Origin of the sequence: Rhodococcus aetherivorans (genome assembly GCF_025722975.1) — a bacterium.
Taxonomy (GTDB): Bacteria; Actinomycetota; Actinomycetes; order Mycobacteriales; family Mycobacteriaceae; genus Rhodococcus; species Rhodococcus aetherivorans.
Genome location: NZ_CP106982.1, coordinates 5,257,107 through 5,276,524 on the forward strand (window position 1 = coordinate 5,257,107; position 19,418 = coordinate 5,276,524).

Below are 19,418 nucleotides of genomic sequence, written 5' to 3' on the forward strand. Positions count from 1 at the left end.
ACGCCGGGCGACGGGGAAAACCCTGCATCGCGACGACTCGGGCATGGCCACGTACCGACGGGTCTCGTTTCGGTCGAGGCCGGCCCCGATGCTTCCATTTCGGTTGAGAAGAGGGCGCCGGCCCCCACCCGGGGGCTACGGTGAAGCTGTGCTGTTCGGGCGGGGACCGGAATGCGCACGCATCGATCGGCTGCTTGCCGCACTCCGGCAGGGAGCGGGTGGAGCAGTGGTGCTGAGCGGGGAAGCGGGAATCGGCAAGACCGCCCTCCTCGACTACGCCCGCGAGCATGCCTCCGGGCTCGGGGTGCTGTCGGTGACGGGTGCGGAAGCCGAGGCCCCGATCCCCTTCGCGGCGCTCGAACGCCTGCTGGCGCCGGTGCCGGGGCCCATCGCGTCGCTGCCCAGGGTGCGCCCGTTGTGCGGCTCCACCGCGCGCGAAATTCCCGGGCCGGAGGACCGATTCGCGATCTACGCCGGATTCTTCCGGATTTTGACAGCGGCCGCACGCAGCGCGGCACTGCTGGTAGTGATCGACGATGCGCAGTGGCTGGACCGGCCGACCCTGGACGCCGTCGCCTTCGCCGCTCGGCGGCTCACCACCGAGCGGATCGGGATTCTGGTCGCCACCCGCGAGCCGCAGGGTCCGGCCGGCGTCGAGACGTCGGTGGTGCGGGGTCTCGGCGACGAGGCGGCCGGTCAGCTGCTGGCCGCCCTCCTGGGCCGGCGCCCGCCGGACGACGTGGTGGCGGCGGCGGCCGCACAGGTGGGGGGCAACCCGTCGGCGCTGCTGGAGCTGGCGGGCACTCTCTCGTGCGACGAACTCACCGGAACCCGTCCGCTGCGCCTCCCGGTACGCGCCGGGTCGGCCGCGACCCGCATCTTCGGTGCGCGCATCGCCACGCTCGACGACGCGACACGCCGAGCCCTCCAGGTCGCGGCGGTGGCGGCCGACGACGGGTTGCCGGTGGTGTCCGCCGTCCTGGCGCACCTGGGGATCGCCGGAGGTGCCCTGGGAACGCTCGAGGACACCGGGTTGACGTCGTTCGCGGGCGGCCGGTTGTCCTTTCCGCATCCGTTGATCCGCAGCGCCGCGGTATCCGATCTCCCGCCGACGCGGCGGCGGTCGCTGCACCGCGCAGTGGCCGAGATGCTCACCGATCCAGCGCAGCAGGACCGACGTGCGTGGCACCTGACCGAAGCCACCCTCGCCCCGGACGAGGGCACCGCCCGGGAACTGGAGCAGTCCGCGCGGCTGACGTCGGAACGGCGCGGGTACGCGGCCGCCGCGGTCGTCATGGAGCAGGCTGCCGCGTTCTCCGCCGACGAGGCGGGTACGGCCCGGCGTCTCTGCGCGGCGGCCGACGCGGCCCGGCGCGCGGGCCGCAGCACGACCGCGCTGCGGCTGCTGGACCGATCCGACGACCACACCACCGATCCGGCCCTGCGGGCCGCCAGCGCCGGCGTCCGCGGACGGGTCGAACTCCACACCGGCGCAGCGTGTATCGCACGCCGGGTGTGGGAGACGGGCGCCGCGGACATCGGTCGACGAGACCCGGCGCGAGGCGCCCACCTGTTGGCCATGGCGGCCGAGGGAGCACTCGTCGCCGGCGAGCCCGAGGGGGCACTGCGGCTCGCTCGCCGGGCGATCCGATCGGCGCCGCCCCGGGACACCGACACGACGCTCCTCGGCTCGCTCGTCATCGGCAGCGCGTTGTCGTTGTCCGGCAACCCCTCCGACGGGATGCGCTGGCTGCAGGATGCGGCGGCGCTCGCGCGGTGGGGCACCGACGCCGACGTCGAATGGGTCCTGTTCGCGGAGCTGGGCGCGGTGGCCTGGCACGGGGAGGACGGCGATCCGCGGCAGGTGCTCGACCCGCTGGTCCACCGGCTCCGGGCCGAGGGCGCCTGGGGGCAGTTGCCCCTGGCGCTGTACGTCACGGCGCTGGCCGACAGCCGCCTCGGACGCCTGCACTCCGGTCGTCGCGCGGCCACCGAGGCCGTCGAACTCGCCACCCGCACGGGCGATCTGCTCGCGCTCTGCGCGGCGCTCGGATGCCTGGCGGAACTCGAGGCGCAACTCGGTGACGAACAGGCCTGCCGGGCGCACGCCGCCGACTCGTTGCGGATCCGCGAGAGGACCCGTCTGGGCGAGATGCACCGCGACGCCCTGGACGGACTCGGGCTGCTGGAACTGAGCCTGAATCGGCCCGACCGTGCCGTCGACCATCTGGAGGAGGCCAACCGGCGACCGTCCGGGTACGCGGACGGTCTCCTCGTCGCGCGAGCGTCGTCCGCCGACCTGATCGAAGCGTACGTCCGATCAGGACGCGACGTGCCGGACGCGGTTCGCGAACAGTTGCGGCTGCTCACGGAACTCGCGCTGCCCGATGCGCTCGGAGCCCTGATCTGCCGCGGCCGGGCACTGATCGGCGACGACGCGGAGTACGACACCTGGTTCACCAAAGCCCTGCAACTACACGCACGCTCGCCGTCCCCGTTCGACACCGCCCGGACCGCGCTGTGCTACGGCGAACGGTTGCGCCGCGCCGGGCGCCGGCGCGACGCCCGCAAGCATCTGGAGGTGGCGTTCGACGCGTTCCGGCACATCGGGGCCCGCACGTGGGCCGCACAGGCCGCGACGGAACTGGGCGCCGTCGCCCGGCCGGTCGACGCGCCCGCCGCTGCCGCGGGACACCGGCTCACCCCGCAGGAACTCCAGGTGGCCCGGCTCGCCGCCCGCGGCGGCACCAACCGTGAGATCGCCGAGCAGCTCTTCCTCAGCGTCAAGACCATCGAAATGCATCTGGGACGGCTGTACCGGAAACTCGGCATCCGGTCCCGCACCCAGCTGGCGAACTACCTGCGCGACAACGTCCTCGCCTGAGCATCCGACTCCCAGGACGATGGTCGCATCGGAATAGGTTGGGAATTCAGTCGATTCGATGCCATCTGAGAGTGCAATGCGTCCAGGAATGCCACCGCGGCGGGCGCGGGGTCGAAGTCGCTCCAGGCGAGGTATTCGACTCGGGTCGGCCCGTCGCTGACGGGCACCTTGACCAGATTCGGGTTCGAGGGGACGAAGGCGGGGGGCAGCAGTGCGACGGCGAGGCCCTGTTTCACGAGGTCGAGGATCAGATCGGTAGACATCGATTCGAAGGTCACCTCGCGCCGGAGTTCGGCAGCATCGAAGGCCCGGTCGCTCTGTGCGCGCCCCTGCGTCCCGGCGGGAAAATCCGCGAAGGTCTCGTCTGCCAGATCGCGTAGGCGCAGGCGGCGCCGCCCCGACAGTCGATGATCAGCGGCGAGAACGGCAACGAGACGTTCGCGGGCCAACTCGACGAACCGGACACGGTGAGGGGTGGTCGCGTCAGGCAGGCCCAGCACGGCGATGTCGACCTCGCCCGCGCGGATCGCGGTCACGAGTTCGTCGCTGCCGCCGTTTCGAAGCGCGATGCTCACCGCCGGGTGAGCGCGGTGGAATTCGCCCAGCGCAGTGGGAATGTCGATGGCGGTCACGGTGGGGATGACACCGATCGTCAACGGGCCACGGATCTGCCCTACGGTCGCTGCCGCGTCGGCGGCAGCACGCTCGGCGGCCTCCAGACTCGCCCGCGCCGCGGGCAGGAACGCCGCCCCGGCATCAGTGAGCTCGACCCGACGGCTGGTCCGGGCGAACAGCGGCACGCCCAGCTCTTGTTCGAGCGCCTTGATCTGGTGACTGAGCGCCGATTGGACGACGAAGCACTGCTCGGCCGCTCGGGTGAAGTTCTTCTTCTCTGCCACGGCGAGCACATACCGCAGTTGCTGCAACTCCATCCATCTATCGTGCATCGCGATCGTTGTGATGAAAAGCATGTGTTGGACTCATCAACCGAAAGGGCACGACAGTGGTGGGGTGACTACGACGACCACTTCTCCGCCCACGTCACCCGGCCCGGTGACGAATCGTGCGGCGCTCACCGCGGCGACCGCCGTGGCCCCGGTGGTGTGGGGCACGACCTACCTCGTCACCACCGAACTGCTGCCGCCTGACCACCCCCTGTTCGCCGCGCTCATGCGCGCTCTGCCCGCAGGCGCACTCGGCCTCCTGCTCTCCCGCACGCTTCCGCGCGGGGCATGGTGGTGGAAGGCCGCGGTGCTGGGCGCCTTGAACATCGGTCTGTTCTTCCCGCTGCTGTTCCTCGCCGCGGAACGACTGCCCGGCGGAGTGGCCGCCACTCTCGGGGCGGCCCAGCCGATCCTCGTCGCCGTCCTCGCCGTGATCGTTCTGTCCGAACGCCTCTCGCTCTGGCGCCTGGGCTGGGGCGTCGTCGGCGTGGTCGGGGTGGGGCTGGTGGTGCTGGGCCCCGGAGCGATGTTCGACCCCGTCGGCATCATCGCCGGTCTGGCCGGTGCCGCTGCGATGGGAATCGGCGTCGTTCTCACCAAACGGTGGGGCCGGCCCGAGGAAGTCAGCGCGATCGGCTTCGCAGGCTGGCAGCTCACCGCCGGAGGCCTGGTGCTGCTGGCCCCGACGCTGTTGCTCGAGGGGATTCCCAACCGAATCGGCGCCCCCGCCGTGGCGGGCTACCTCTGGCTCGGCATCGTCGGCGGGCTTCTCGCCTATTCCCTCTGGTTCAACGGCCTGCGCACCCTGCCGGTCACCGCGACGGCTCTGCTCGGACTGCTCTCCCCACTCGTGGCCGCCATCCTCGGCGTCGTCGTGGCAGGAGAAACCCTCAGCGCACTCCAACTTGTCGGCTTCGCGCTCGCCCTCGCAGCGCTGGGCGCCGGACAGGTCATCCCTCGTCCCCGTACGAGGAAAGGACTCCCATCGTGAACATCACCGTCATCGGCGCCACCGGCATGGTCGGCTCGCGCCTCGTCACCGAAGCCGCCGCCCGCGGGCACCGCGTCACCGCCGCCGCCCGGCACCCCGGCACACACCCGGACCCCGCCGTCACTCCCCTCGCCGTCGATGCCGGCGCACCCGGGCAACTCGAGGCCGCACTCGCCGACGCCCACGCCGCGATCCTCGCCGTCCGTGCCGCTCCCGGCCAGGAGCAGACGATCGCACCGCTGACCACCGCAGTTCTGGACGCGGCAGGCCGGGCCGGCGCCCGTCTACTCGTCATCGGCGGGGCCGGGCCCCTACGCTCACCGCACAAGGGCGACCTGTCGGTAATCGACGATCCGAACTATGTGCCGATCGAATGGCGAGCGATCGCCGACGCCAGCGCCACCCAACTCCGCACCTGCGTCCAGCACCCGAACCACCGCTGGACCTATCTCAGCCCGCCCGCGATCCTCGAACCCGGTACCCGCACCGGCACGTACCGCCGGGGAACCACCACCCTGCTCACCGAGCCGGACGGCACCTCCCGCATCACCGCAGAGGACCTCGCCGTGGCCGCCCTGGACGAAATCGAGCGCCCCGGCACCGACCGGCACTTCACCGTTGCGCAGAACTCCACTGTTCACGCCGCCACATCAACGTCAGGGGTCAGGAGGGGCTGACAGCCCCGATTTACGGCGCGCGCACTCTTCAACCGTCATCGGCGGTGCCGGCGCGCCGCCGACGAGTCCGCCCAGTGCTCCCACGCCGACTGACGCGTCATCCCCACCAGCTCCCCCACCTGCGCCCACGAGGCACCCTCGGCGCGCAGGCGCCGTACCCCCTCGTCCACCACTTCGGTCAGGGCCTGCTGTTCGGCCGCCAACCGGTCGAGCTGCTCGAGCGCATCGAGCACCGCCGCCTTCGCCGACACCCGATAGATGTGGCGCACCCACTCCTCCTCGAGCTTTTCCCGCGTCAGGCGCCCCGGACGCAACGCCTCGCCCGAACCGACCCGCACCGCCGTGCTGCCCAGCCAGTCACAATGCAGACACTCCGCCCGCCACGCGCACGCCCCCACCGCAACCCCGCCGGCGATCGGCACCGGCCGCCCCGCCTCGTCCTCGATCCGGATCGTGCCGACGTACGGCCCCTCCCCGGGTACCAGCAACTCCCACTCCGGCAACCGCCTCGCCATGTCGTCAGGCTCCACCCATCACGCAGGCGCCGTCAACCACGCCCCGTGCCCGGTGCTGCGCGACGGGGACACAGGCCCGCCCGGTCCAGTGGTCGGGTGGCAGCAGTCGGCACGGCAGGCAGGCGCTTTCGAACGTCGATCGACCACTCGCGGAGTGCACGGGCAGCTGCGGACGAAGGCGGATCGGATTTCGGGTTCGCTTCCGTCCGGTACGCGGCACGGGCACACTCACTGCATGGACTGCTCGGGGGACCCCCGTTCCGGGACCGTCCGATGACCGGATTGCCTCCGGCATCGGAGGCCCGGTATCCCGGATTCGACGATATCGAGATCGGCGATCTCGTCCGTCGCACCGGGGTCAAGTGGGCACGTGCCGTCCGCGCGGGCGCCCTACCGGCCTGGGTGGCCGACATGGACTTCCCGATCGCCCCCGAGATCCGGGACGCGCTGTGCGAGTCGGCCCGGTCGGGAGAACTCGGCTACCCCGATTGGCTCGGCGGTACCCCGCTGCGTGCGGAATTCGCCCGGCGGATGCAGTCCCGATACGGATGGACGGTCGACCCCGCCGACGTCCGGGAGCAGACCGATCTCATCCAGGCCCTGCAACTGATCCTGCACCTGCACACCGAGCGCGGCGACGCCGTCGTGATCCAGACTCCGAACTACCCGCCGTTCCTGGCCACCATCGCGGCCATGGGCCGCAGGACGGTCGAATTCCCGTTCGCCGACACACAGGACGGGTGGCGGCTCGACTTCGAGACGCTCAGGGCGTCGCTCGCCGCCGAGCGCCCGAAAGTGCTCGTCCTGGTCGATCCGCACAACCCGACCGGACGCGTCCACACCCGTTCCGAACTCACCCGCATCGCCGAACTGGCCGTCGAGTTCGACCTTCTCGTCGTCAGCGACGAGATTCATGCGGAGCTGATCTACGCGCCGCACCGGCACATCCCGTTCGCGTCGATCAGTCCGGAGGCGGCAGCTCGGACGATCACCGTCACGTCGGCCGGAAAGGCCTTCAACATCGCCGGACTGCGCTGCGCCGTCGCGCACTACGGGTCGAAGCAGTTGCTCGCCGTGCGGGACGGCGAACCGCCCGACCTGTACGGAACCGTATCGACCCCGGCGGTGCTCGGCACACTGGCCGCATGGCAACGCTGCCAGCGCTGGCAGGACACGCTGCTCCGAGTGCTCGACCGCAACCGGCGACGTGTCGACACGGTCCTGCGCGAGCACCTGCCGGAAGCCCGCCACCATCTGCCGGAAGCCACCTACCTCAGCTGGGTCGATGTCTCGGCTTTCCCCGTCGACGATCCGATCCGCCGGATCCGGGACCTCGGCCGGGTGCTGGTCGACGGCGACAGACCCTTCGGAAGCGCGGCAGCGGGATTCGTGCGGATCAACTTCGCCACGTCGGCGGCTGTCCTCGAGCACATCCTCGACGGCATCTCGGCGGCGATGCGCGGGCGACGAGCCGTCTCACCGCTGACGGAGTTCCTCGGAACCTGATCCGCCCCGGTCCTCCGGCACCTCCCGATCGAGTTCGTCGAGCCAGATGCGCGCGGACGCGTCGGAGGGCGCACGCCAGTCCCCGCGCGGTGAGAGGGACCCCCCGGCGGCGACCTTCGGCCCGTTCGGCATCGCGGACCGCTTGAACTGGCTGAAGGCGAAGAACCGCTGGACGAACACACCCAGCCACCGCCGGATCTCGGGCAGGTCGTACTCGCGGCGGGCATGCCCGGGATGGCCGGACGGCCACTCCCCGGCGCCGGCCTCGTGCCAGGCCTGCCATGCGAGGTAGGCGATCTTCGACGGCCGGAACCCGAAGCGCAGCACCTGGAACAGGAAGAAGTCGTGCAGGTCGTAGGGACCGATCGTGGCCTGGGTGCTCTGCGGCGTCTCCCCCTCCTCGACGGGGACGAGCTCGGGACTGATCTCGGTGCCCAGCACGGCCTCGAGGGTGGCGCCGACCTCGTCGTCGAATTGCCCGGACGAGACGACCCAGCGGATCAGATGCTGGATGAGCGTCTTCGGCACCCCGGCGTTGACGTTGTAGTGCGACATCTGGTCCCCGACGCCGTACGTGGACCAGCCCAGCGCGATCTCCGACAGGTCGCCCGTCCCGAGCACCAAGCCGCCGCGCTGGTTCGCGGCCCGGAACAGATAGTCGGTGCGCAGCCCGGCCTGGATGTTCTCGAACGTGATGTCGTAGACCCGCTCGCCGCGCGCAAACGGGTGACCCAGGTCCTCCAGCATCACGCGCGCGGCACGGGTGATGTCGATTTCCTCGAGCGTCACCCCGAGCGAGTGGCACAGCCGGCGGGCGTTCTCCCGGGTCCGGTCGCTCGTCGCGAACCCCGGGAGGGTGAAGGCGAGCACGTCCTCGCGCGGACGGCCGAGGCGGTCCATCGCCTTGACGGCGACGATGAGCGCGTGCGTGGAGTCCAGTCCGCCCGACACGCCGATCACGACCTTCGGACCGCCCCGCGTCGGACCACTCAGCGCACGCAGGCGCTGCTCGAGCCCGGCGACCTGGATGTTGTACGCCTCGTAGCAGTCGTGCTCGAGGCGGGCCGGATCGGACGGCACGAAGGGGTATCGCTCCACCCGGCGCCGCAACCCGATGTCGGTGAGCGGAGGCGCGAGGGTGAACGCGATACGGCGGAACGCGTCGAGGCGGGCCGCGTGATGACGCCGATTGTCGTCGAAGGTGCCCATGCGGGTGCGCTCGTTGCGCAGCAGTTCGAGGTCGACGTCGGCCACCGCGTGCTGTTCGCCGCGCGGGAACCGCTCGGTCTCGGCGAGCAGCATCCCGTTCTCGTACACCATCGCCTGCCCGTCCCAGGACAGGTCGGTGGTGGACTCCCCCGATCCCGCCGCGCAGTACACGTAGGCGGCCAGGCACCGCGACGACGCCGAGCGAGCCAGCAGGTGACGGTCCTCGGCGCGGCCGACGGTGATCGGGCTGCCCGACAGGTTCGCCAGCACCGTCGCGCCGGCCAGGGCGGCCTCCGCGCTGGGCGGGATGGGGACCCACATGTCCTCGCAGATCTCCACGTGGAGCACCAGACCGGGAACGTCGGTGGCCTCGAACAGCAGATCGGGACCGAACGGTGCGTCGTGACCGGCGACCCGGACCGTGCCGCTCGCATCGTCCCCCGGCGCGATCTGCCGGCGCTCGTAGAACTCCCGATACGTCGGCAGATACGACTTGGGGGCGACCCCCAGGACCCGGCCGCGGTGCACGACCGCGACGGCGTTGTAGATCCGGTGCCGATGCCGCAGCGGCAGGCCCACCAGCAGGACGGGCAGCAGGCCGGCCGAGCCGGCGACGATCTCCGCCAGCGCCCGCTCGGCCGCCTCCAGCACGGTGTCCTGCATCGACAGGTCCTCGACCGAGTACCCGGTCAACGTCATCTCGGGAAACACCGCCAGCCCGACCCCGTCGTCATGGCAGACCCGGGCGGCCCGCAGCACCGCCGCCGCGTTGGCCGCCGGATCGACGATCGTCGTCGGCGTCGCGCAGGCCGCGACCCGCAGGAAGCCGTGGCGGTAGCTGGACCGGAACTCGGGTCTCGCCGCGGGGACGGGGACGTCCCGAGCGCCGGCTTCGTCGGTCATCGCGCTGCCTCCTTCTCCGTCGTCCGCGCCCTCGCGGCGCCCGGATCGCGTGATCGAATCCTAGGGATCCGGCCGCTCGACGCCACTCGGCGACGTGGAGCGGGCCGGATCCGGACTTTCGCGGCATTATCTCGGCGTTTCGGGGAACACTCCGGTACAGACGACGGAAACTGGGCCCGTCCGCGCGGCACAGGGGGTGGTGATGGCCTACCGGCACAGGGAATTCGTCGCTGCGCTGTCGAAGTTCGCGCAGCGCCTCCTCACCCCGTACGAGGTCGACGCCGCCCTCGACGCAGTCGTCCGCAAGGTGACCACCGTGCTCGAGCTGTCGGGAGCGGGAGTGACTCTGCACATCGACGGCCGGCTCCGGTTCGTCACCGCCGCCGGCGAACAGATCGAAGCGATGGAGCGGTGCCAGGAGCGATTCGCCGCCGGACCGTGCGCGCACGCCTTCGCCCATGGCGAGACCATCGCCGTCTCCGATGTGCGCCGCCGCGACGATCTGTGGCCGGAGTTCGCCGCCGAGGCGCGACGGCGGGAGATCGCCGCCGTCGCCGGTGTCCCGATGCAGCTCGGCGAGGTCAAGGTCGGCGCCCTGGACCTCTACTGCCGCGAGCCCCGGGAATGGGCCGACGACGAGCTCGCCGCCGCGCAGGTGTTCGCCGACATGGCCACCGGCTACATCGTCAACTCGGACAAGCTGCGCCAGCAGGAGCAGCTCTCCGCGCAACTGCAGACCGCGCTCGACACCCGCATCGTCGTCGAGCAGGCCAAGGGCATCACCGCCCAGGCCCGCGGCGTCACGCCGGCCGCGGCGTTCGAGCTGATCCGCGCCTACGCGCGCCGCCATCAGGCGCCGGTGCGCGCCGTCGCGCAGGCGATCGTCGACGTCGGGTTGCGCATCTGACGTCGAGGTGCGCATCTGAGGACGTCAGACCTCCGCCGCGATCTCCCGGACGAGGGCGACCAGCTTCCCGTGATGCGAGCCGGCCCAGTAGATGCGGCCGCAGTCCGTGCACCGGGAGAACTCGTCGTAGAAGCGGCGGGTGAGCGGCTCGAGCCGATCGAGGACCTCGTCCTTGGGCACCGGGTCGAGCCGGCCGTTGCAGCGCAGGCACCGGGTGAGCGGGGCGAACCGCGCCGCGAGATCGAGCCGGCGGACGACCTCGACGATCTGCTCGAGCGGGCGGTCGGCGTGCACGAACAGCCCGTGGGTGATCTCCCGACGCTCGAGCAGTCCCCGGTCGCGGGTCAGCAGGATCCGCTGATCCGCACGCCCGATCCTCGCCAGCTCCGCGTCGTCCATGTCGGACGTCCAGATCACGTCGAACCCCAGCAACCGGAGCAGGCGCGCCAGCCGGCCCAGGTTGACGTCGACCACGAACCGGGGGTCACGCAGGGGAACCGGGCGCAGCCGGGTGATCGGCTCGATGTCGAGCGCCTCGAACAAGGGATAGACCGCTATGCGGGCGCCCGAGTGCGGCCGGTACGCGAAATCCACCGGCTCGCCGTCGACCACGATCAGATCGACCTCGGTGTGCGGTATGCCCATCGCCTCGACGACGTCCTTGACCGTCTGATGGGCACGGAACGGCCGCCGCACCGCGATGCCCCGCGACTCGGGCGCCACGAAGTCGTTCAGCTCGGCGTACGCCCGGACCTCGACGTGGCCGGTCATCGGACCATCTTCGCGCGCAGCATGACCCGGCACAACCGCCGCGGCGGGCGTGACGCCGGTCGCAGTCGGTCACGTTCGGGAATCGCGGGTACGCCAGCCCGGTTGCGCCCGACATGGATTTGTTTACACCTGTCACCCTCGGAGACCTCGAACTCGCCAATCGCGTTGTCATGGCCCCACTGACCCGGCTGCGGTCCGGCGCCTCCGGCGTCCCCGGAGACCTGGTGGTCGAGCACTACCGGCAGCGGGCGAGTGCCGGGCTGATCATCGCCGAGGGCACCTATGTGAACCACGAATCGCAGGCCTTCGTCGGCCAGCCGGGGATCGTCACCGGCGAGCAGGTGGCCGGCTGGCGGCGGGTGGCCGAGGCGGTGCACGACCGCGGCGGCCGCATCGTGCTGCAGGTGATGCACGGCGGCCGGGTCACGCACCCCGACGTGAACGGCGGCCGGCGGGTCGTCGCCCCGAGCGCGATCGCGATCGACGGTGTGGGGCACACGGAGAAGGGCAAGCAGCCGTACCCGGTGCCGCACGCGCTGACCACGGAGGAGGCGCGGGCGATCATCGGGGACTTCGTCGCCGCGGCCCGCCGGGCGATCGAGGCCGGGCTGGACGGCGTGGAGATCCACAGCGCCAACGGCTACCTGCTGCACGAATTCCTCTCCCCGGCCGCCAATCAGCGCGCCGACGAGTACGGCGGTTCGCCGCAGAACCGGGCCCGTTTCGTCGTGGAGGTGGTCACGGCGGTGGCATCGGCCATCGGCGCCGGCCGGGTCGGGCTGCGGATCTCGCCGGAGCACAACATCCAGGACGCCTACGAAACCGACCGGGACGACGTCCTGGCCACCTACGGCACCCTGCTCGAGCAGGTGCGCCCGCTGAATCTGGCCTACCTGTCCGTGCTGCACGCGGACCCGGCCGGTGAGCTGGTGCAGGAGCTGCGCCGGCGTTTCGGCGGCAGGCTGATCGCCAACAGCGGCTTCGCGTCGCCGACCACCCGTGCGGAGGCGGTGCAGCTGATCGAGGCCGCCCATGCCGACGCCGTGGCGGTGGGCCGGGCGCTCATCGCCAATCCCGATCTGGTCGAGCGCTGGCACGGCGAGCACCCGGAGAACGAGCTGCGGCCGGCGTTGTTCTACTCGCCGGGCGCCGAGGGCTACACCGACTACCCGTTCCTGCCGTTCCTGCAGGCGGGCTGAGCCTCAGGGCTGCGCCGGCCCCGCTCGGCAGCGGAGAGAACAACTCTCGCCGTCTTCATGGTGCGGTGACGGGCGCGACCAATCATACCGATAGATGCAGACTATCAATCGAATCAGACCGGTCGATTGGCATTATCTATCGAAAGTCGTTAGTGTTCACAACGTCAGAAACCCATATCGACCGAACAGAGGTTCAACGTGGCCCTGATCAACAAGCAGATCAAGCCCTTCTCCGCGACCGCCTACCAGGAGGGCGGCTTCGTCTCCGTGTCCGACGAGGACATCAAGGGCAAGTGGGCGATCTTCTTCTTCTACCCGGCCGACTTCACCTTCGTCTGCCCGACGGAGCTCGGCGACCTGGCCGACCACTACGAGGAGCTGCAGAAGCTCGGCGTCGAGGTCTTCTCGGTCTCCACCGACACCCACTTCACGCACAAGGCGTGGCACGACTCGTCCGAGACCATCGGCAAGATCAAGTACGCCATGATCGGCGACCCGACCCTGCAGATCAGCACCAACTTCGAGGTGCTGCGTGAGAACGAGGGCCTGGCCGACCGCGGCACCTTCCTCGTCGACCCGGACGGCATCATCCAGTTCACCGAGGTCACCGCGGAGGGCATCGGCCGCAACGCCGCCGAACTCGTCCGCAAGGTCAAGGCCGCCCAGTACGTCCGGTCGCACCCGGGCGAGGTCTGCCCGGCCAAGTGGGAAGAGGGCGACGACACCCTCGCCCCGTCGCTGGACCTCGTGGGCAAGATCTGACGCACCCGGATTCGACACCCCGGTAGTGCGGCGCGGGGTCCGGTCCGCCGGACCCCGCGCCACCCCCGGAGCGCCGAACCACCCGGCGCAGTTCCCTTCGCCCCGATCACCGTTCCGCCCCGTCGATGGAGTAGATCCCTATGCTCGAAGCCTCGCTTGCCGGCCAACTGAAGTCCCTCCTCGAGCGGCTGACCCTGCCGATCGAGCTCGTGTCCTCCCTCGACGACGGACCCAAGTCCGCCGAACTCGCCGAACTGCTCACCGAGATCGCGGCGATGTCGGACAAGGTCACCTACGAGCGTCGCGACGACGACGCGCGTCGCCCGTCCTTCGCGGTGCGCCGCGTCGGCACCGACATCGAGGTCCGCTTCGCCGGCATCCCGCTGGGCCACGAGTTCACCTCGCTCGCGCTTGCACTGCTCCAGGTCGGCGGTTACCCGTCGAAGGAGCCCGAGGAGCTGCAGCAGCAGGTGCGAGACCTGGACGGCGAGCTGCATTTCGAGACCTACTTCTCGTTGTCCTGCCAGAACTGTCCCGACGTCGTGCAGGCCCTGAACCTGATGTGCGTGCTCAACCCGCGCATCAAGCACGTCGCGATCGACGGCGCCCTGTTCCAGGACGAGGTCGACGGACGTCAGGTGATGGCCGTGCCGACGGTGTACCTCAACGGCGAGCTGTTCGACTCGGGCCGCATGAGCCTCGAGCAGATCATCGGCAAGCTCGACACCGGCGCCGCGGACCGGGCGGCGGCCGCGATCGACGAGAAGGACCCGTTCGACGTGCTCGTCGTCGGCGGCGGCCCGGCCGGTGCCGCGGCCGCGATCTACGCCGCCCGCAAGGGTATTCGCACCGGTGTCGTCGCCGAGCGCTTCGGCGGCCAGGTGCTCGACACGATGGCGATCGAGAATTTCGTCTCCGTGCCCTACACCGAAGGCCCCAAGCTCGGCGCCGCACTCGACAACCACGTCCGCCAGTACGACGTCGACATCATGAACGTGCAGCGCGCGGCGAAGCTCGTGCCTGCGACCGAGGGCGGCCTCGTCGAGGTCGAGCTCGAGAGCGGCGCCTCCCTGCTCGCCCGCAGCGTGATCCTGTCCACGGGTGCACGGTGGCGTTCGATGAACGTGCCCGGCGAGACCGAGTACCGGAACAAGGGCGTGACCTACTGCCCGCACTGCGACGGACCGCTGTTCAAGGGCAAGCGCGTCGCCGTGATCGGCGGCGGCAACTCCGGCGTCGAGGCCGCGATCGATCTCGCCGGCGTCGTCGCGCACGTCACGCTCCTCGAGTTCGACTCGGCGCTGCGCGCCGACGAGGTGCTGCAGCGCAAGCTGCGCAGCCTGCCGAACGTCGACATCGTCGTCAGCGCGCTGACCACCGAGGTCCTCGGCGACGGCCACAAGGTCACCGGCCTGACCTATCAGGACCGCACCACCGAGACCGCGCACACGCTCGAACTGGAGGGCATCTTCGTCCAGATCGGCCTGCTGCCCAACACCGAGTGGCTCACCGGGACGATCGAGCTGTCGCCGCGCGGCGAGATCGTCGTCGACGACCGCGGCCAGACCTCGGTGCCCGGCGTGTTCGCCGCCGGCGACTGCACCACGGTGCCGTACAAGCAGATCATCATCGCCGCCGGCGCCGGAGCGACGGCAGCGCTCGGCGCGTTCGACCATCTCATCCGCACCAGCGCCCCGGCCGAGGACTCGGTCGCCGCGGTCGTCCGATAGTTCGTCCCTCGTGAACCTGCGTGATCTCGAGTACCTGGCCGCGGTGGCGCATCACCGCCACTTCGGCCGGGCGGCGGAGGCCTGTTACGTCAGTCAGCCGACGCTGTCGACCCAGATCCGCAAGCTCGAACAGGAACTCGGCGTCGAACTCGTCGAGCGGAGCCCGCGTCAGATCACCCTGACCGACGCGGGCCGGCAGATCGTGGAGCGGGCCCGGATCATTCTGAGCGAGACGGCGAACATTCGCGAGATCGCCCGGCAGTCCTCCGACCCGGAGTCGGGCACGCTCCGCATCGGCCTGTTCCCGACCCTCGCGCCGTACCTGCTCCCCCATGTCGTGCCGAAGGTGCGGGCGAGGTTCCCCGACCTCGAACTGCTGTTGATCGAGGAGAAGACCGAGGACCTCCTCGAGCGGCTCCGCGGCGGCGACCTCGACGTCGCCGTGCTGGCGCTCCCGGTCAACGACGAACACCTGCACCAGGAGTACCTGTTCTCCGAGGACTTCGTGCTCGCCGTCCCGGCCACGCATCCGCTGGCCGCCACGGCCGAACCTGCCCCTATGTCGGTGATCGCGGACGAGAGCCTTCTGTTGCTCGAGGACGGTCACTGCCTGCGGGACCAAGCCCTCGAGGTGTGCCGGTTGACCGGAGCCGCCGAACGCAACGGCTTCCGGGCGACGAGCCTGGAGACCCTGCGTCAGATGGTGATCGCCGGGGTCGGGGTGACACTGTTGCCCCGCCTGGCCGTCACCACCCCGGTCACCCAGCCGCCGGACATCCGGCTGCTGCGCTTCGAAGATCCCGTCCCGCATCGCCGCATCGGCATGTTCTGGCGCAAGAGCAGCGGCTTCCGCGACTTCCTGCCTCAGCTCGCCGAGATGTTCCGCCAGCTCCCCGCCGGCCTGGTCGACACGACACCGCCCTCCTGAGCCGGCAACCCGAGGCGACGGCCGGGTCGCCGCCCGCACGCCGGCATCGACGGAGGTGGTCATAATCGCAGGACACCGGCTGAGGAAGGACCGCATGAACGTCGACATCCCCCGCGATCTGCGGACCCGGCGCCGCCTGGACACCCACCAGGAGATCCACCGGGCTGCCCTCGAGTTGTTCGAGGAACAGGGCGTCCGCGAGACCACCGTCCAGCAGATCTCCGACCGGGTCGGCATCTCGGCCCGCACCTTCTTCCGGTACTTCACCTCCAAGGAGCAGGCCGCCCTGCCCGGACAGCGCCGCCTGCTCCTGGTGATCGACGCCCTGGAGGTCTCCGGCCCGGATCCCGCCGCCGTCCTGAGAAGCGTCGAGGCCGCCGCGGAGGCGGTGATGAGCCGGGAGACCGACCCCGACCTGGAGGAACACCGGCGCGTCGCGCGCCTGCTGGCGAAAGAGCCCGACCTGCAGGCGCTCGCCGCATCGCAGGAGCAGGTCCTCACGTCCCGCCTCCGGGCCCGCCTGACCGAACAGCTCCCGCACTACGACCCGGCGACGATCCTGCTGGTCGCCGAGACGGCCGTGGCCGTGTGGCGCACGAGCTGGGAGCGTTGGGGCGAACTCGCCCTCGCGGGCGAGGCCGCGGAACCGGTGGAGGTCTACCGCCGCTGCCGCGAGGAGTTGCGGCGCATCGTCGGCTGAGACCGCAATCGCACTGCCCGAGCCGCGATCGGCCGTCCGTCCGCGGTGTGGTCGGCATCCACACCCATCCGGCCCGCCCCGACCGTTCCGGGCCGCGGCCGCGTACTGCAGGATGGGCGGGTGCCCGAACCCACCCGCCTCGTCGCCGACGTCGACACCGGCATCGACGATGCACTCGCCCTGCTCTACCTGCTGGCGAGTCCGGACGCGGAGCTCGTCGCGGTGCTCTCCACCGCGGGGAACGTGCCCGTGCAGCAGGTCACCACGAACAACCTGGCGTGGCTGCAGGTGTGCGGCCGGCCGGACATCGAGGTCGCCGTCGGCTCCGAGGCCCCGCTCGTCGCGCCGCTGATGACCACCGAGGACACGCACGGCCCGCGCGGCGTCGGTTACGCCGACCTGCCCGCCCCCGGACGCGGCCCGTCGGGCCGCAGCGCCGCCGAGGCATGGGTGGAGCTGACCCGCGCCCACCCCGGCGAACTCGTCGGGCTCGTCACCGGTCCGCTCACCAATCTCGCACTGGCGGTCCGGCTCGACCCGGAACTCCCCCACCGGTTGCGTCGTCTGGTCGTGATGGGCGGGGCGTTCAACTACCCGGGCAACACCACACCCACCTCCGAGTGGAACGTCGCGGTGGACCCCGAGGCCGCGAAGGCGGTGTTCGACGCGTTCTCCGCGGTCGAGCCCGGCCGTCGGCCGATCGTGTGCTCGCTCGACACCACCGAGTCCATCGCGATGCGACCCGAACACCTGCGACGGCTCGCCGAGACCGCGGGGAGCGTGCCGGCCGAAATCCTCTCGCCGGACGATCCGCGCGGACTGCGCTCGGAGGCGTCCCACCCGGTCGTGCGGTACCTGTCCGACGCCCTGCGCTTCTACATGGAATTCCACCGCGATCAGGATCAGGGTTTCCTGGCACACGTTCACGATCCGTTCGCGGCGGCGGTCGCCCTGGGAGCGGTGCCCGTCACCACCCGTCCGGCGACGGTCGACGTCGAACTCGACGGCCGGCTCACCCGCGGCACCACCGTCGCCGACTGGTCCGGCATGTGGGGCCGGCAACCGAACGCCGAGATCGTCGTCGCCACCGACCCGCCGCTGTTCTTCGACCACCTCGTCGAGCGGGTCGGGGCGCACCTCGCCGCGCTGTCCCGGACGCACGTCTGACCGAACGCCTGTGGCCGAATGTCACACCGGCTCGATCTGATCGAACCGGTGTGACATTCGGCCACAAGGGGTTTCGCGGAGGCGGGTCAGGCGCGTGCCAGCACCTTCTCTTCCGGCTCGGCGGCGACGGCCGGCTTCGGCTCGGCGACCGGACCGTGGCCGTCGTCGACCATGGTCTCCTCGTCGAACGGGATGCGGCCGGCGAGGACGTCGCGGACGCGGCCGCGGTCGACGGTGCCGGTCCACGTTCCCACCAGCAGGGTGGCGACGGCGTTGCCGGAGAAGTTGGTGACCGCGCGCGCCTCGGACATGAACCGGTCGATGCCGACGATGAGGCCGACGCCGTCGAGCAGCTCCGGACGGTGGCTCTGCAGGCCGCCGGCGAGCGTGGCCAGGCCCGCGCCGCTCACTCCGGCCGCGCCCTTCGACGCGACGATCATGAACACCAGCAGGGAGAGCTGCTCGGCCAGGGACAGCGGCGAACCGAGCGCATCGGCGATGAAGAGCGAGGCCATCGTCAGGTAGATGGCGGTGCCGTCCAGGTTGAACGAGTAGCCGGTGGGGACCACGACGCCGACGGTGGTGCGCTCGACACCGACGTGCTCCATCTTCGCGATGAGCCGGGGCAGCGCGGACTCGGACGAGGACGTCGCGAAGATCAGCAGGTATTCGCGGGCCAGGTACTTGACCAGCTTGAAGATCGACACCCCGGACACCATGCGCAGCAGGGAGCCCAGCACACCGAACACGAACAGCACGCAGGTGAGGTAGAACCCGATCATGAGGGTGCCGAGCTGGACGACCGCGCCGAGACCGGTCTGCCCGACCACGTTGGCGATGGCGCCGAAGGCACCGATCGGAGCGAGCCACAGGATCATCGACAGGATCTTGAACACGAGCTTCTGCACGTAGCCGATGCCTCGCAGGACCGGCTCGCCGGTCTTCCCGAGGGCCTGCAGCGCGAAGCCGACCAGCAGTGCGACGAACAGGGTCTGCAGCACGCTGCCCTCGGTCAGCGCCGACAGCAGCGACGTGGGGATGATCGACGCGATGAAGTCCATGGTCCCGCCCGCGGCGTGGGCCTTGTCGGCCAGCGCGGCACCGGTGCCGGCGGTCTCCGGAGAGAGGTTCAGGCCGCTGCCCGGATCGAGCAGGTTACCCACCCCCAGGCCGATAGCGAGCGCGACGGTGGACATGCCGAGGAAGTACACCATCGCCAGGCCGCCGACCTTGCCGACGCTGGCGGCGGCCCGCACCGAGCCGATGCCGAGGACGATCGTGCAGAAGATGACCGGGCTGATCATCATCTTGATGAGATCGACGAACATCGTACCGAGGACGCCGAACGACTTGGCGACGTCCGGGGCGAGCCAGCCGACGAGGACGCCGGCCACCACCGCCACGATGACACCGACGTAGAGCCAGTGCGTCCGGTCTTTGCGCTTGGCCGGCGACTTGGCACCGGGTGGCCGGGAGTCTGTGGACGTGCTCATGGCGGATCCTCTCGGATGGGACGTTTCGGGGGACTTCGTGATCGCGGTCACGTTCCTGATAGAAATGGTGGTAGCGCAGCCTCACCCGGTGAAGATTGCGTTCATTTCGTTCAGGTGATGTCGCGCTCACGA

General features: G+C 70.5%; 16 protein-coding genes. 11 read left to right on the forward strand and 5 right to left on the reverse strand.

Annotated elements, in window-relative coordinates; translation table 11 throughout:
- Nucleotides 1-88 precede the first annotated feature (88 nt).
- Nucleotides 89-2,884 (forward strand): AAA family ATPase, encoded by a 2,796-nt coding sequence (locus OCS65_RS29835; RefSeq protein ID WP_276558394.1) that lies wholly within the window; start codon nt 89-91, stop codon nt 2,882-2,884.
- On the opposite strand, the gene OCS65_RS24070 is transcribed toward OCS65_RS29835, so the two are convergent.
- Nucleotides 2,857-3,816, reverse strand: a complete 960-nt coding sequence (locus OCS65_RS24070; RefSeq protein WP_006931984.1) for a LysR family transcriptional regulator — start codon at nt 3,814-3,816, stop codon at nt 2,857-2,859. The genes OCS65_RS29835 and OCS65_RS24070 overlap by 28 nt on opposite strands.
- Nucleotides 3,817-3,853: 37 nt before the next feature.
- Between OCS65_RS24070 and OCS65_RS24075 the strand changes: the two genes are divergently transcribed.
- Both OCS65_RS24075 and OCS65_RS24080 read left to right on the forward strand, forming a co-directional pair.
- Nucleotides 3,854-4,819 (forward strand): EamA family transporter, encoded by a 966-nt coding sequence (locus OCS65_RS24075; RefSeq protein ID WP_263507862.1) that lies wholly within the window; start codon nt 3,854-3,856, stop codon nt 4,817-4,819.
- Entirely contained in the window at nt 4,816-5,496 is a 681-nt protein-coding gene (locus OCS65_RS24080) for an NAD(P)-dependent oxidoreductase (protein ID WP_006931980.1), read from the forward strand. The genes OCS65_RS24075 and OCS65_RS24080 overlap by 4 nt, the downstream gene beginning before the upstream one ends.
- Nucleotides 5,497-5,531: 35 nt before the next feature.
- Here the strand turns inward: OCS65_RS24080 and OCS65_RS24085 are convergent, their stop codons facing one another.
- Nucleotides 5,532-6,011 carry a hypothetical protein gene (locus tag OCS65_RS24085; protein ID WP_006931977.1) on the reverse strand — a complete coding sequence of 160 codons (480 nt, stop codon included), beginning with the start codon at nt 6,009-6,011 and terminating at the stop codon, nt 5,532-5,534.
- 273 nt (nt 6,012-6,284) lie between these two features.
- Between OCS65_RS24085 and OCS65_RS24090 the strand changes: the two genes are divergently transcribed.
- Nucleotides 6,285-7,517 carry a MalY/PatB family protein gene (locus OCS65_RS24090; protein WP_006931975.1) on the forward strand — a complete coding sequence of 411 codons (1,233 nt, stop codon included), beginning with the start codon at nt 6,285-6,287 and terminating at the stop codon, nt 7,515-7,517.
- Here the strand turns inward: OCS65_RS24090 and OCS65_RS24095 are convergent.
- Nucleotides 7,488-9,629 carry an NAD(+) synthase gene (locus OCS65_RS24095; RefSeq protein ID WP_006931973.1) on the reverse strand — a complete coding sequence of 714 codons (2,142 nt, stop codon included), beginning with the start codon at nt 9,627-9,629 and terminating at the stop codon, nt 7,488-7,490. The genes OCS65_RS24090 and OCS65_RS24095 overlap by 30 nt on opposite strands.
- 202 nt (nt 9,630-9,831) lie before the next feature.
- Here OCS65_RS24095 and OCS65_RS24100 point away from each other — a divergent pair, with 202 nt between their 5' ends.
- Nucleotides 9,832-10,536 carry a GAF and ANTAR domain-containing protein gene (locus tag OCS65_RS24100; RefSeq protein WP_206530702.1) on the forward strand — a complete coding sequence of 235 codons (705 nt, stop codon included), beginning with the start codon at nt 9,832-9,834 and terminating at the stop codon, nt 10,534-10,536.
- A gap of 24 nt (nt 10,537-10,560) precedes the next feature.
- On the opposite strand, the gene OCS65_RS24105 is transcribed toward OCS65_RS24100, so the two are convergent.
- Nucleotides 10,561-11,307 (reverse strand): Mut7-C RNAse domain-containing protein, encoded by a 747-nt coding sequence (locus tag OCS65_RS24105; RefSeq protein WP_006931970.1) that lies wholly within the window; start codon nt 11,305-11,307, stop codon nt 10,561-10,563.
- Nucleotides 11,308-11,420: 113 nt separating this feature from the next.
- Here OCS65_RS24105 and OCS65_RS24110 point away from each other — a divergent pair, with 113 nt between their 5' ends.
- From OCS65_RS24110 to OCS65_RS24135, 6 genes are all read left to right on the forward strand, one after another.
- Entirely contained in the window at nt 11,421-12,506 is a 1,086-nt protein-coding gene (locus OCS65_RS24110) for an alkene reductase (protein WP_203329543.1), read from the forward strand.
- A 198-nt stretch (nt 12,507-12,704) separates the two neighbouring features.
- Nucleotides 12,705-13,268 (forward strand): alkyl hydroperoxide reductase subunit C, encoded by a 564-nt coding sequence (gene ahpC, locus OCS65_RS24115; protein ID WP_050034622.1) that lies wholly within the window; start codon nt 12,705-12,707, stop codon nt 13,266-13,268.
- Nucleotides 13,269-13,408: 140 nt separating this feature from the next.
- Nucleotides 13,409-14,998 (forward strand): alkyl hydroperoxide reductase subunit F, encoded by a 1,590-nt coding sequence (ahpF, locus tag OCS65_RS24120; RefSeq protein WP_006931961.1) that lies wholly within the window; start codon nt 13,409-13,411, stop codon nt 14,996-14,998.
- A gap of 10 nt (nt 14,999-15,008) precedes the next feature.
- Nucleotides 15,009-15,926: a LysR substrate-binding domain-containing protein gene (locus tag OCS65_RS24125; RefSeq protein ID WP_006931958.1), complete on the forward strand. Its 918-nt coding sequence runs from the start codon at nt 15,009-15,011 to the stop codon at nt 15,924-15,926.
- A 94-nt stretch (nt 15,927-16,020) separates the two neighbouring features.
- Nucleotides 16,021-16,626 (forward strand): TetR family transcriptional regulator, encoded by a 606-nt coding sequence (locus OCS65_RS24130; RefSeq protein WP_006931956.1) that lies wholly within the window; start codon nt 16,021-16,023, stop codon nt 16,624-16,626.
- Nucleotides 16,627-16,746: 120 nt separating this feature from the next.
- A complete protein-coding gene (locus OCS65_RS24135) occupies nt 16,747-17,793 on the forward strand; it encodes a nucleoside hydrolase (protein WP_102800108.1) in 1,047 nt (348 codons plus the stop codon).
- Nucleotides 17,794-17,879: 86 nt separating this feature from the next.
- Here OCS65_RS24135 and OCS65_RS24140 read toward each other — a convergent pair whose 3' ends face one another.
- Nucleotides 17,880-19,286 (reverse strand): C4-dicarboxylate transporter DctA, encoded by a 1,407-nt coding sequence (locus tag OCS65_RS24140; protein WP_006931951.1) that lies wholly within the window; start codon nt 19,284-19,286, stop codon nt 17,880-17,882.
- Nucleotides 19,287-19,418: the final 132 nt, after the last annotated feature.

Bases quoted from the DNA above. Each gene is read 5' to 3' on its own strand.
- OCS65_RS29835 (WP_276558394.1), top strand. From the start codon at position 89: ATGCTTCCATTTCGGTTGAGAAGAGGGCGCCGGCCCCCACCCGGGGGC.
- OCS65_RS24070 (WP_006931984.1), bottom strand. From the start codon at position 3,816: ATGGAGTTGCAGCAACTGCGGTATGTGCTCGCCGTGGCAGAGAAGAAG.
- OCS65_RS24075 (WP_263507862.1), top strand. From the start codon at position 3,854: ATGTGTTGGACTCATCAACCGAAAGGGCACGACAGTGGTGGGGTGACT.
- OCS65_RS24085 (WP_006931977.1), bottom strand. From the start codon at position 6,011: ATGGCGAGGCGGTTGCCGGAGTGGGAGTTGCTGGTACCCGGGGAGGGG.
- OCS65_RS24090 (WP_006931975.1), top strand. From the start codon at position 6,285: ATGACCGGATTGCCTCCGGCATCGGAGGCCCGGTATCCCGGATTCGAC.
- OCS65_RS24095 (WP_006931973.1), bottom strand. From the start codon at position 9,629: ATGACCGACGAAGCCGGCGCTCGGGACGTCCCCGTCCCCGCGGCGAGA.
- OCS65_RS24100 (WP_206530702.1), top strand. From the start codon at position 9,832: ATGGCCTACCGGCACAGGGAATTCGTCGCTGCGCTGTCGAAGTTCGCG.
- OCS65_RS24105 (WP_006931970.1), bottom strand. From the start codon at position 11,307: ATGACCGGCCACGTCGAGGTCCGGGCGTACGCCGAGCTGAACGACTTC.
- OCS65_RS24110 (WP_203329543.1), top strand. From the start codon at position 11,421: ATGGATTTGTTTACACCTGTCACCCTCGGAGACCTCGAACTCGCCAAT.
- ahpF (WP_006931961.1), top strand. From the start codon at position 13,409: ATGCTCGAAGCCTCGCTTGCCGGCCAACTGAAGTCCCTCCTCGAGCGG.
- OCS65_RS24130 (WP_006931956.1), top strand. From the start codon at position 16,021: ATGAACGTCGACATCCCCCGCGATCTGCGGACCCGGCGCCGCCTGGAC.
- OCS65_RS24140 (WP_006931951.1), bottom strand. From the start codon at position 19,286: ATGAGCACGTCCACAGACTCCCGGCCACCCGGTGCCAAGTCGCCGGCC.